Source organism: Streptomyces sp. NBC_00690 (assembly GCF_036226685.1).
Classification (GTDB): domain Bacteria; phylum Actinomycetota; class Actinomycetes; order Streptomycetales; family Streptomycetaceae; genus Streptomyces.
Genome location: NZ_CP109009.1, coordinates 8,283,975 through 8,298,219, shown reverse-complemented (window position 1 = coordinate 8,298,219; position 14,245 = coordinate 8,283,975). Strand labels below are relative to the sequence as shown.

Here is a 14,245-nt window from a genome sequence, read left to right as displayed (position 1 = left end):
GCCAGCGGGGGCGCCGGTGCCGCACCGCGACCTCGACCTGTGCCCCTGACTCCGGCGTGGGCAGGGATAGGGCAGGGGTCGCTGGGGATGCGGTCTTGGTGGGCACGGCGGTCAGCCGCAGCCCCTTGATGGCGAGGACCCGTTCAGCACCGTCGTAGATGTCCACGTCGATGGTGCGGGCAGCGGATTCGGTGGCGGGCGTGACATCGCGGGCGTGGACGCGGCAGCGAGCGGGAAGGGGACGGCTGCTGATCAACTCTTCGATGGACGTGGGCAGATATCCGGTGGTGTCGTCGAGCACGGCGAGCGCCTGGAGCGCTCCGTCGAGCACGGCCGGGTCGATGCGACGTCCGGCTGCGGGCGATGCCGCCAGATCGGCCAGGCACTCCCCCAGTCCGGCCCATAGGGCGCCGAGCACTTGCAGGCCGCTCCCGTGGTGGACGCCGCCCGCGGTGAGACGGGCATAGACCACGGCGGGCGCCACCGGATCGCCGATGTGCTCGGGGGTGGGCACGGCGGTCGTCATCAGATCCGCGTCGGGCAGGGCCTCGACCGTTCCCCCGGCGTGGACGACACCGCTGGCGGAGGTGATGGTGAAGGGGATCGGCTGCCCCGGTCCGTGTTCGCCGGGGACCACTCGAATCTCCCCCGACTCCCCCAGGTCGTCGAGGTCGAGGGGGCGCCGCCAGGTCAGGCCGGTGAAGCGCAGGGGTCCAGACGGGTTGGGGAAAGCGGAGGTCAAGGCGGTGTGCACCAGTTCGGGCACCGCGGCCCCGGGCAGGATGCGGCGGCCTCCGACATGATGCTGTCGTACGACCTCGCCGAGTGTCCGCACGGGCACGGCGATCGCTACGGCCGGATTCGAGTGGTTCGGCGCGGGTGTGGACGCCGCCGGCTGCCACCAGGTCCTACGGCGCTGCTGTGGGTGCCCGGGGAAGGCGGCTACCCGTGGCGGACTGGGCCAGTGCACCGCCCAGTCGACGTTGGCTCCGGCGACCCAGTGGCGCGCCGCATCCGTCCACTGACCGGAGTGTGTGATGGCGGGAGTGGTGCGACCGGGGCTGGCAGTGCCCCGCCACACTCCCGGCACGTCCTCGCCACGGGCAGCCGAGGCCAGCCTGGCGACCAGTTCCGGCACGCTGGCGCAGAGCACGGCAAGGCGTTCGCGGAACTCGGGCCGTCCCCGCTGGCTGGTGTGGGCGAGTTCACGCAGCCCGGTCCCCGTGGGCAGCGGCTCCGCAAGTGCGGTGGCGACCTCGGACGCGTACTGGGCGAGCAGTTGTGGGGAGCGCGCGGAGAGGATGAACAGTTGGTCGTCGTCGGTCGGGGAGGGTTGCGGGGCGAGGGGTGGTCGGTATTCCTCGATCACTACATGGGCGTTGGCGCCGCCCGCACCGAACGAGCTGACACCGGCCCGTCGCGGCCCTGGGCCCGCCTCCCAACTCCGGAGTTCGCGCGGCAGGTCCAGGCGGTCACCGAGGTCGATGCGGGGGTTGACCTCGTTCAGGTTGGCGCATGGGGCGATGGCCCCGTGGCGCAGTTGGAGGAGGACCTTGGTGAGGCCGGCGATGCCCGCCGCGGCTTCCAGATGGCCGACGTTCGCCTTCACGGAACCGACGGCCAGCCGTCCCACGCCCGCGTCGACCTGGTCGAAGACCCGGCGCAGGCCGGCGATTTCGATCGGGTCGCCGAGGGCCGTGCCGGTGCCGTGGGCCTCCACATAGCCGATCGTGGCCGGATCGACGCCGGCCCCGGCGAGAGCCTGGCTGATCACCGCCGCCTGAGCGTTCGGATTGGGGACGGTGTACCCGGAGGTCCGACCGCCGGCGTTGACCGCACTGCCCTTGACCACGGCCCAGATGTCGTCCCCGTCACGGATCGCGCGGCTCAGAGGTTTCAGCAGCACCGCGCCGACTCCCTCGCCGGGGACGAATCCGTCCGCCTCGGCGTCGAACACCCGGCACAGGCCGTGCGGTGACAGCATGGTCAGCGAGCACAGCGCAACGAAGTGTGCGGGGTGGATGATCACATTGACCCCGCCGGCGATGGCGGAGTCGCACTCGCCTCGGCGCAGGCTCTCGCAGGCCAGGTGCAGTGCCGTCAGCGAGGACGAGCACGCGGAGTCCACCGCATAGCTGGGTCCGGACAGGTCCAGCAGGTACGACACCCGGTTGGCGATCGACCAGTACGACGAGTGGGCGCCCGTCAGCTCTCCCTGTGGCCAGGCGGTCGCCCCGAGTTGGCCGTACGTTCCGTACATGGCTCCGGCGAAGACCCCGGTACGGCCGACGGCCCGTTCGCCGAGGTTGCCGGTCTGCTCCAGCAGGTCCCAGCAGGTCTCCAGGAACAACCGTTCCTGCGGGTCGATGGTGACGGCGTCGCGGGCGAGGATGCCGAAGAAGGCGGGGTCGAACTGGTCGACGCCGTCGATGAAGCCGCCTTCGGCGGTGTAGAGCCGGTTCGCCGTGCCCGGCCGCGGATCGTAGTGCTCACGCCAGGGGAAGCGTTCGTTCGGTACCTCGGATATGGCGTCCTTGCCGGACGCGAGGAGTTGCCAGAAGGCGTCGAGGTCCGGCGCGCCCGGGTAGCGACCGCTGACGCCGATGATGGCGATGTCGGATGCATCAGCAACGCCGTCGGAAGCTGCCGGCTGCGGCCGTGCGGAGGTCGAGATGGCCGCGGCCGGTGGCAAGGCGGCGGTTTCGATGTCCACGGGCGCGGAATCTTCGGCGTCCGCGCCAATCATCGCGGCCAGTCGGTGCCCTTGGTGGGTGTGCAGATGGTCCGCGAGGGCGGCGATGGTGAGGTGTTCGAACAGCAGGGTCGACGGCAACGGCCCGAGGTCCACCTCGAACCTGGCGATGATGCTGAGGCTGACGAGCGAGTCGACGCCGAACTCGTCGAAGACGGCGCCGTCACCGAGGTCGTCGGGATCGTGCTTGAGCACCTCGGCGAAGACCGCTCGGACATAGTGGCGGACCGCCTCCGGTGTCACGCTGCCGGCCGTCTCGCGGGCGGGTGCCCGTAGGGCGACGATCGAGCAGGGCCCGGCGTGTCCGCCGACGGAACCGTCCCGTACCTCAATCTGGGTGAGCCCGACCCGCCCGGCCGCCGTGCGCCATGAGTCCGCCGAGAGCAGCGGGGAGTTCGGCAGACGCAGGGCGTGGTCCCGGTGGCGCCACCACCCCTCGGTCAATCCGAAGGTGAGGGTCAGGAAGTCGGAGTGGCCCGTGGTCTCCTGGACCAGGAGCAGACCGCCCGGCCGCAGCAGCCGGGTTGCGTTGCGCAGTGCCTCGGTGACGTCCGATGTGGCGTGCAGTACTCCGGCGACGACCACGGCGTCGTAGTCGGCTCCCAGCCCCTGGGCCGCGGGATCGATTTCGGCGTCGAACCTCTCGTACCGCAGGGTGACCCCGGTCGGCACATGGGGCCGCAGCGATTCCTCTCCCTGTCGTAGGAAGGCCGGTGAGAGGTCGGTGAAGGTGTAGTCGACCGTGGGTGCGCCGGACAGTGCGCCGAGCATGACGCGGGTGGTGGCGCCGGTGCCGGCGCCGATCTCCAGTACACGGGCGCCGGGGCCGCGTGCATCAACCTGGCGGCGCAGTCGGGCGGCGAGGTCGGCGGCGGTGGCGCGTTCGGCCGTGCCGCCGCTGTAGAACTGGGCCAGCAGGGCGGTGGAGCCGCCCGGGAAGAGGACCTCCAGCGGATTGCGGCGCCCCGCCAACACCTCGGGAAGCGCATGGACGCAGCGCCGTAGGAGGCTTTCCTGCTCCGGCGGTACGGGGCGGGCCGTGGCGGCGACCGGGCGGGCGACGCCGATGAGGTGATTTCCTTCGCGGCGGACGGCCCCCGCTCGTTCCAGTATCGGAGGCAGGGCGTCGAACAGTCTCCGGTACGCGGGTGTCACACCGAGTCGGTCCGCGAGGGCGTCGACGGAGCGTCGCTCGCCGGGCGGCGGCAGTGCCCCGACAGCAGCCAACTCGGCCGTCAGCAGGGCGCCGGCCAACGATTCGATGGTGTCATCGACGGAATCCGTCACGGTCACTCCGAGTCTGTGCAGCGCCTCGGGCGCGGCACGGGAGACGAGGGCCTGCGGTACGCGCACCGCCAGGAGTTGCTGAAGTGCGGCGAATCCGTCGGCCGGGCCGATGGAGCCCACCCCGGCGTCCGCCATGGCCCGGGCCCGCTCGGGGTCGGCGACCGCGCCCACGGTGCCCCAGTAGCCCCAGTTGACGACGGTCACCGGGAACGGGCCCGCGGTGTGCAGCGCCTGGCCGAGAGCGTCCTCCGCGGCGCTCGCGGCTGCATAGGTCGCCTGCCCGGGTGAGTCGATGACCGAGGCGGCCGACGAGAAGAGGACGAAGTGATCGAGGGGTTCATTGCGCAGTGCCTCGTGGAGCACGCGAACACCGCGGGTCTTGGGACGCAGCACGGAGGCCAGATCGCCCGCTTCGGCGAATGCCAGCACCCTGTCATGCAACTCGAAGGCTGCGTGGACGGCACAGGTGACCGGGCCGAATTCCGTACGGGCGACGGTGAGGGCGGTCCGGACGTCCTCTGGTTCGGCGACATCGCCCTGGACGTACCGGGCGCGACCACCGGCCGCTTCGACCGCGGCCAGACGCGATCTGACGGTGGCGTCGACCGGGCGGCGGCCGAGCCAGACCACGTCGGCGGCGGTGTCGCGGGCCAGTTGGAGACTGAGCGCGAATCCGATGCCACCGGCGCCGCCCGCGATCAGATGTACGCCGCGTTCCCGCCATGGGCGGTGCGGTTGCTCGGTGTCGGCCGATGGCAGCGGTTGGAAGGCACGGGTGAGCCAACGTCCGTCCCGTCGGGCGAGCACCGGGTGACCCACGGGGGCACTCGACAGCGGCTCCACCCCTGCGTCCCCGAGGTCGAGGCTGCGGACCTGCCAGCGGGGGTGCTCGGCGCCTGCGGCGCGCAGGATGCCGAGGACGGCGGCGCGGGCCGGGCGTACGACATCGCCGTCGACCGCGGGCACCACCGTGTCCAGGACAGCGGTCAGGTTCAATGCGCGACGGGCCATGGGCCCCCGGGCCAATGCGCGGACGCAGTCGAAGATCTGGGCGACCGCGGTGTCCGTGTCCGCATCGTCGACTATGGCACCCATGGCCATCAGGCAGACGCTGTCGAGGTCGGCCGATGCCAGCCGCTCGGGACCGCTCGCCAGGGGAAGGGCCTCGCCTGCGCACCGGGCGGCGAGGTCTCGGGCGGACGCCTCGGCCCCGGTGGCGTACAGCACCAGTGTCCGCCCCTGCCCGACCGGTGCCGTACGGTCGTCGTCGACCGGCATCCAATGGGGGATCAGCACGGAGAGCGCGGGCTCCGGGCGCTCGGGCCGACGGGCCGCACGAGCGACGAGACCCTCGATGCGGGCGCATTCCATCCCGTCCGCGCTGGCCAACCGTACGGTGATGCCGTCGTCACCCCGACTGACGTGCACCCAGATCGGCGCTTCGGAGACCGGGTACACCACGATCCGCTGCGCTGCGAACGGCAGGAGCAACTCGCCCTCACCGGCCAGGACGGAAGCCACCTGGATGGCGCTGTCCAGCGCTGCCACATCGACGAGAGTGCTCCAGGTGCCGGCTGGTCGGGTGGTGTTCAGCCGTCCGAGTGCCTCGCCTTCGCCGACGCGTACCTCGCTGACCAGGCGGAACGCGGGGCCGTACTGGAGTCCCGCCGCCTCGAACCGCGCATAGAGGTCGACGCCCGCGCGTTGTTCCGTGCAACGATCGCTGATCGCGTCGAGGGGCAGCGGTACGGCAGGCTCGGTCAGCGGCCGGACCGTGCTGGTGGCGATCTCTTCTTCGACGCAGTGGAGCGTGAAGCGCTGGCCGTCCCGCTCGACCCGTACTTCCTTGGTGGTGTCTGCGTGCAGCGGCCGGAGCCAGCGCACGCCCGAGAACTCCAACGGCCCCTCGTCCCCCGCGGCGGCAGCGACCAGGGCCAAGGCACCAGTGCCCGGCAGTACCGGGATTCCGGCCACCCGGTGCTCGGCGACCTGCCAGACGTCCGGGCCGATCCACCAGGTGACGCCCGGCACGGACCCCGGTGCGCTGGGAGACACCTGCGCGTTGGCCGGTGCTGATGCACTGGCCGGTGCCGGTGCATCGGCGGATGTGGCCCAGTGGCGGGTGCCACGGAGTGGGTGCGGCGGCAGCGGAGTACGACGGGCTTGGACCCCGTCGAACTGGGCGATGAGGTCAGGGAGACCGCCGGCCGTGAACTCCTCGACGAGCCGACGCTGTGCAGGAGTGGCATCCGCGAGGGAAGGCCCGGCGCCCGCGCGGACGGTCCGCAGCCCGCTGACGAGATCATCGATGGAATGGGCGACGACGGCCGTACGCATCTGATGGTGGCGGCGTCCGGCGCACAACGTGTATGCCACATCGGCGAGTTCACGCCGTCCCGTTCCCAGCGCGTCCGCCAGGGCGTCAAGGGTCGCGTCGAGGTCCTGGGGAGTGCGGGCCGACACGGGGACGACGAAGCGGTTCGGATCGAGGTGCCGCGGTCGTCGCGGCCCATCGGAGACGACCAGATGACAGTTGGTACCACTGACACCGAAGCTGCTCACCGTGGCGATCCGAGATCCGTCCGGCCCCGGAGCCCAGGGCGCTGATTCGGTGACGACGTGGAACGGTCCTGCTTCCAGGTCGAGCCGCGGATTGGGCGCGCTGAAACCCGCGGTCGGCGGCAACTCGCGCTGTCTGAGCGCCAGTAGCACCTTGAGGAGGCTGGCAATTCCCGCGGCCATGGTGGTGTGGCCGATGTTGCCCTTCACCGAGCCGATCGCGCAGGAGGCCGATGCTGCGCCGCCCCGGGCGAACGCCTCGGTGAGCGCCTTGGCTTCGATCGGATCGCCGAGGGGGGTGCCCGTGCCGTGTGCCTCGACCAGCCCGATCTGGCCCGGGGTGATGCCGGCCCGTGCCCAGACCCGGGTGAGGAGATCCGTCTGTGCCCGGCCGTTGGGTGCCGCAATGCCATTGCTGCGCCCGTCACCGTTGGTGCCGCTGGCACGGATGACACCGTGGATGTGATCTCCGTCGGCGAGCGCTTTCGCCAGGGGCTTGAGCACTACGGCGCCGACGCCCTCGCCGAGCACGATGCCGTCGGCCGTGGCGTCGAACGGCGCGCTGCGGCCGGTCGGCGACAGGATGCCCGCGGCGCTGGTCTGGACGTGGATGTCGGGGCCGAGCATCAGCGCGACCCCGCCGGCGACGGCCAGCTCGCAGTCTCCGCCGATGATGCTCTGGCAGGCCAGGTGAACCGCGAGCAGGGACGACGAACAGGCACTGTCCACGGCGGCGGTGGGACCGGTCAGATTGAGGAAGTAGGAGATGCGCGCCGCCAGTACCGAGGGTGCGCCACCGAGGAAACTGTGCGCGGTGTCGTGCCGGCCTGCCTCGTGGCGGATGCGTCGATAGTCACTCTGGGTGCATCCCACGAAAACGCCGCAGGCCAGGGCCTCGTCGGGACCTACCGCATATCCGGCGTCCTCCAGCGCGCGCCAGGACTCGGTGAGGAATAGTCGCTGCTCGGGGTCCATGTCCTCGGCTTCCAGCGGGGACACCCGGAAGAACGGCGCATCGAACCGGTCGATGTCGGAGAGGGTTGACGCCCACTTGCTGACCGTGGTGCCGGGGCGCCCGGACGGGTCGTAGGAGGCTTCGACGTCCCAGCGATCCGGTGGGACCTCCTTGGTGTGTTGGCGCCCTGCGGCGATGTTGAGCCAGAAGTCGTCGAGGGTGGGTGCGCCGGGGAACTGGCCGGACATGCCGATCACGGCGATCGCATGATCGGCCTGCTCGGTGTGATCGGGCGGTTCGGTGTGCGCTGTGTGTTCGGTGTGTGCAGTGTGCTGACGCCGGTCGGTCGGGGCGGTCTGCTCGGTCGGGGCAGGGCGGTCGGGGCGGTGGCGCGGTTCGACGGCGGGAGAAGGGGCGGGGAGCGGGGAGGGGTTGCTGAGGGTCAGTGAGGTGGCGCCGCCCGCCGAGACCCCTTCTCCGGTCCCCCGATCGCGGGTCGTCGCACCGCGCAGCACCAACGGTGGCGCCGCCGAGGGCTCGACCGACGCCCGCGACGCGGGTCGGGCGGATGACTGCTCAAGGCCCGCGGCGGCAATCGGTGGTGCAGTGGTCGGTTCCACCCCCGGCACCGGCGCTGGCAACGGCTCCGGCCCGGCGGACGCCTCGACCGCCTTCGGAGGTGGTTCGGTGGCCGTGGCTGCCTCGGTCACCCGGTGCTTGTGCCGTACGGCTGCGGCCACCGCATCGGCGAGTTCGGACACCGTCGGGCGGTCGTACACCAGCACCGACTCCAGCGGGACTCCCAACCGGGTGCCGAGGATATTGGTGACCTCGACGGCTCCGATCGAATCGAGCCCCATGTCGGAGAAGGTCTGGCGCAGATCGACCTCGTGCGGCTTCAGATATAGCTGTGCGGCCACCACCTCGACGACCACGTCCCGCAGATCGTCGCCCGTCGGACCGGTGGGCAACGGCTCCCCCTGCACGGGTACGGTCGAGGGCTGTGGTGCAGGAGGTATGTGGGGTGCGGCAATTGGCGACGACTCGGTAGGCGGGACCGGGGAGGGGGTCTCGGCGGGGGGTGCCACCTCGCGTACCAAACGGCTCTGCACCCGTTCGACGGCCTCGCCGCCCAGGACACGATCATGCATGCGCAGTTCCCGTTCGATCACATCGGACAGGGCGGTGAGAGTACGGCCGGCCAGTTCCCGTTTGAGCTCGGCCGCAGCGGTCCGGGACTGTCGTGCGATGGATCGGGCGTGGCCCAGTGCGATGTCCAGCACCTTGGCCCGCGGCCGAATGTCGACGGAGGCACCGCGCTCGCGGAGTTCCGTACCCGTGAGCGCGCCTCCGGTGTAGAAGAGTTGCTCGGCCACGGCGGTACCGAGTTTTCGCTCCAGGAAGAACGTGGATCCGGCGCCCGGAGTGAACCCGTAGGTGAGGAAGGGCGCGCCATAGCTGGCTTCCTCGGCCATCACCACGACATCGGCGTACAGCCCGAACACCAGGCCACCGCCGCGGGCATGGCCCTGTATCGCGCTGATGACCGGCTTGTCGCACCCGAGGATCAGTTCATGCAGAAAGGACACCTTGGCGAACGTGCCTTGTTTCGCCGCCAGTTGTGCCATCGCCTCCGGGGTGGCCCCCATGCTGAACACTTCGCCGCTGCCGGTGATCACCACGCAGGACACCGATGCGTCGGTGGTGGCCATCGTCAAGGCGTCGCGGAATCGCGCCAGCAGTTCATCGGTGAATGTGTGCCGGCCGAGGGTGACCAGCAGGATGCCGTCCGGCAGTCGGCGTACCGCACAGGCCGGTCGATCCCTTTCCGGCACCAGGACGGGCGGGCGAACGGGCACGGGCGGCTCGGTGGCCTGTGCCGAAGCGGGTGGGCTTGCAGTGGTGTTGGCGGTGGTCTCGGCAGCGTCAGTGGCGATCTCGGTGGTTTCGGTGGTGGTGTTCTCCGCGTGCCAGAGCCCCGGCCAACAGCGTTCGCCGCGGAAGGGGTACGGCGGAAGCGAAACCCTTCGCCCGCCGTGCGGATGGCACAGCTCCCACGGCACGTCCGCCCCGGCAGCCCAGGCAGCGGCTAGTTCTTCCCAACGCTGCTCACGGGCCGCTTGATCCAGGTCCCCGTATGCGGTCGGTGCCGTCGTCACCCCCCAATGGGCTCCAGCGGGCGGTATCTGACCGTCGAGGTATGAGCGCAGCGCCTTGCGGGCGGCATCGACGTCCGTACAGACGACGGCCAGCCTGTGTTCCCTCGGGGTCCGACCGACCTGCAAGGTGTAGGCGATGTCCCCGATCGGCGCGGGGGCGCCGTCCGGGCCCAGTTCGTCGAGGGTGCGTCGGGCGAGTTCATCGGTACGCAGTCCGGCGGCGGTCGCGAGGAGATCGAGGTCGACCCGCCCCATGCCCAGTTCACTCAGTGGCACGGTGGTCGGCACGTCGTCGGGCTGCACCCCCAGCAGCCGGGCCAACTCACAGCGCACCACCTCTCCACCACGGTCGAGCTGGGCCAGCAGATCTGCCGTGAGACGCGCCAGTTGCTCGTCATCCTCGGCGGAGAGCACCAGTACGGCGGGGCCGTCGGCCGCGGTCGACACCTCACTCGGTGGGGCCTCCTCCAGTATGAGATGGGCGTTGGAACCGCCCGCACCGAAGGAGCTGACACCGGCCCGCAGCACGCCGGCCGCCCCCGGTTCCCATGGTTCGGCACTCCGCTGGAGCCGGAAGGGGCCTTCGTCGATGGCCAGCGCCGGGTTCGGCTCGTCACAGTGCAAGCTGGGAACGAGCGTCCTGTGCCGCAACTGCAACAGCACCTTGGTCATCGCGGCCACGCCGGCCGCGCTCTCCAGATGTCCGATGACCGACTTCACCGAACCGAGCGCACAGCTGGTGGCCACTCCCGCATACGCTTCACGCAGTCCTCGTACCTCGATCGGATCGCCGAGGGACGTTCCCGTACCGTGCGCCTCGATATAGCTGACGGTGTCGGGGGCGACACCTGCCGCAGCCAGGGCGCCGGCCACCACCTCGGTCTGAGCACCCGGGTTGGGGACGGTGAAGCCGCTGGCCCGGCCGCCGTGGTTGAGACAGGAGCCGCGGATGACCCCGTGGATGTGATCGCCGTCGGCCAGTGCGGCGGTGAGCGGCTTGAGCAGCAGTGCGCCCACGCCTTCACCGGGTACATAGCCGCTGCCGCCCGCGCCGAAGCTGCGGCAGCGACCGTCCTTCGACAACCACTGCCCGGCGGCGAGTTGTAGGTACTTCTGCGGGTGCGGCATCAGATTCACACCGCCGGCCAGCGCCCAGGTGCATTCGCCGGCACGGATGGCCTGCACCGCGAGGTGGATCGCGGTCAGCGACGACGAACAGGCGGTGTCCACCGCCATGCTGGGCCCGCGAAGATCCATGCGGTACGACACTCGATTGGCGACGGAGGAGTGCAGGGCCAGGGGCAGGGTCTCGTCGGGCGCACCCTCCACGAGTTGGAAGTGGGAGGACATCACCCCGACGAACACCCCGAGCCGACGGTCGGCGAGTCGGTCGGGGCGGTAGCCCGCGTCCTCGACCGTCTGCCAGGCCGTGGTCAGGAAGAGTCGTTCCTGTGGGTCCATGCGTTCGGCCTCCCGTCGGGAGATGCCGAAGAAGGCCCGGTCGAAGCGGTCGATGCCGTCGAGGAAGCCGCCCCACTTGCCGTAGGTGCGGCCCGGGGTGTTGGGTCGGGCGTCGAAGTAGTCGTCGTGGGGCCATCGCTCGGCGGGGACCTCGGTGATCGCGTCCCGCCCGGCCAGCAGATTGCGCCAGAATGTGTCGAGGTCGTCCGCCTGCGGGTAGCGGCCCGCGATGCCGACGATCGCGATCGCGTCCGCGGGGACGGCCATATCTGCGGCCCGGTCGACGGCGGACAGGGACACAGAAGCAGTGGCGGTGGTGGGGGCGGCACGGGGTGGCGCGGGGTCAGGGTCGGGCGCGGGTCGAAGGGCAGTCCGGAGACGATCCGGTGCGCCGTAGCCGATGAGGAGATGGGACACACCGGAGGATCTGGCGAGGGCGAGCGCGCTGCTCAGTGCCTGGATGCCGACGGAGGTGGGCATGGGCTCCAGGCCGTGTACCTCCCGGTCGTGCCGAATGGCAGCGGGTGGTGCGCTCATACCGCCGTCCGCCCAGAACGGCCATTCCAGTACCAGCCCGATGCCGGGACCGGTGCGTCGGCGCACCAGTTCGGGCAGTGCCGCGTTGGCGTAGGCGTAGTCGCACTGGCCGGGACTGGGCAAGGTGGCGGCGAGAGAGGAGAAGGCCACGAAGAGATCGAGGTCGTCGGTGGCGGTGGCGCGGTCGAGGAGGGTGAGTGCGTCGATCTTGGCGCCCAGAACGGTTGCTGACCGCTCCGGCGGCTTGCGGAAGAACACGGCGTCGTCGACCACTCCCGCGCAGTGGAACACACCGTTCAGACGGCCGTGTTCGCGTCGGGCGGTGGCGGTCAACCGGGTCACGTCGGTGGGCACGGACAGATCGGCGACCACGTAGTGGGCACGGATTCCGAGCCTGCGCCACTCGGCAAGATGCCGGGTCACCTCGGGAGGTTCGGTGCGCCGACCGGTGAGCGTGAGATCGGCCCGGTGGTGGCGCGCCAGCCAGTCGGCGACCTGGAGACCGATCCGACCGGCCCCCGCGATGAGGTACGAACCTCCGGTGCGCACCAGGGCCCCGTCCGCAGCGGGGAGCGGTATGGACAGATGGCGGCGTACCAGGCGTTCGCCGGCCACGAGGCGCACTTCCGGCTCATGGTGAGGGTCCTCGGCTTCGGCGAGTACGGCCTCGGCGTCCGGAGCGCCGACCGGCAGGGTCAGCACCCGGCAGCGCAGCGCGGGCAGTTCTGCGCTGATGGTGCGCAGCAGTGCGCCGAGGGCGTGGTGCTCGGCGTCGGCTTCGGGGCCGTGGACCACGAGGAGGCTGTGCGGTCCGGGTCGGCGACTGTCGACGACGGCACAGGCAAGCGCCCAGACCCGCTGGTAGGGGGCAGGCGCCGGCCACATGGCATCGATGTAGGTGGCCGGGTCGATCCCGTCGGCGGTCATCCGGTGGAGCAGGTCGGTGAGGGCCGCCCGGTCGTGTCGGTCGATGCGGTATCCACCGAGCGGTACGGGGCCGTCCTGGACGACCGGTACGATCCGGCGGCCGGGACGGGCGGTGCGCAGGGCTTCGGCGAGCGTGGCACCGAACACGACGATGTCGCCTTCGTACGCCGCTGATGTGAGTGGTCCGGCTGATGTCCAGACCGGTGCGAAGGCGCTGAGCTCGCCCGTGGGGCGTGTGTTGCCGGGTGCGGTGCCACCGTCGTGGGTGTCGCCGTCGTGGGTGTCGCCGTCGTGGGTGTCGCCGTCGTGGGTGTCGCCTGGCTCGCCGCGGTGGGGCGCGCTAGCGCCGGGGCCGACATCGCTGAGCGCCGTGTCGTCAAGCACCTTGCTATCCGGCTCGGTGGCGACTCGACCGATGTCGTACTGGGCGCCGAGGAAGGCGACCACGGAGTCCACCGTGGTGTGTTCGAAGAGCAGCGTGGGGTAGAGGGTCGACCCGACGAGTTGCTCCAATTGTTCGGTGATCCGCAGTACATCCACCGAGTTGAGACCGAGTTCGTAGAAGCCCACCGTGGTGGGCACCTCGTCGGCCGCTCGCCCCAGGTGTTCGGCGATCAGCGCACGCACACGGTCCGTCAGCGCACCCCCTGCCGGTGCCGTACGGACCCGGGACTGCGGGCGGGCGCGAGGAGCGGGTGCCTGCTCCCCGGCGGGGACGGGAGCCGCGACCCTCGCGCCGGGCCGCAGTCGCTTAGAAGCGAACCCGACGATCTCGGCGATGGGTTCTCCGTCGCGTCCGTAGACGCGGACGTCGTTGGTGAGGAGTTCACCCGAGTCGGTGAGCCGTTCCGCCGCCGGCACATGGACCAGGGCGGGGCCGCGCAGGGCTCGTACCGCGCGGAATCGGCTGACGAACATGGGGACGAACGGGTCCTCCTGCGGTGAGACCTGGCAGAAGCCGAGCAGGGTGGCCGCGTCCAACCTGGCCGGGTGGAGGTGGAAGTCCTCGGCGCCTTCGCTGCCACCGTCGACGGCGGTGAGGTCGATGTCTGCGAGGAGGCCGTGGTGTCCGCGGCGCACGGTGCCGGCACAGGTCATCCGAGGCCCGTGGTGGACGTCCTGGGCCCGGGCCCTCCCGTACACGGCGTCCATGGTCTCGGCGTGTCCAGCATGAACGGTGCTGCCGGTGCTGCCGGGAGTCACCGTGGTATCGAAGGCGCCCTTGATGCCGGCGGCCAGCGAGGGCAGTTCGTCATCGGTCCAACTGAGCTCGGCACGGAGGTTCTCCTCCCACGCCCCTTCCGGGACCTGTGCGCCGACCGGGCGACTGGTGGCACGGACCTGCGCAGTACCGCGCTCGTCGGCCTCGACGACGACGCGGATCTCGCGGCCGATCCCCGGAGCGGTGGTGACGGGCTCGGAGAACAACACGTCCGTGAGCACCGCCCGCGCCGGATCGAGGTCGCGGGCCTCCAGCAGCCGCCAGATCACATCGAAGAAGGCACTGCCCGGCAGCAGGCAGACATCACGCAGCCGGTGTTCGTGGACGACGAAATCGGTCGGCTCCAGTGCTATTTCTGCCTCGACGCGGGAACCCGGACTGAGCAT

Annotated in this window: 1 protein-coding gene (running past one end of the window); it reads right to left on the bottom strand. The window is 70.7% G+C overall.

Going from position 1 to position 14,245, the window contains the following annotated elements; all coding sequences use genetic code 11:
* Positions 1 to 14,245: the 5' portion of an SDR family NAD(P)-dependent oxidoreductase gene (locus OID54_RS35720; RefSeq protein WP_329026542.1), read on the bottom strand. The gene continues 7,562 nt to the left of window position 1, outside the view; 14,245 of the gene's 21,807 nt are visible here — the first part of the coding sequence; the start codon lies at positions 14,243 to 14,245; its stop codon lies off the left edge, out of view.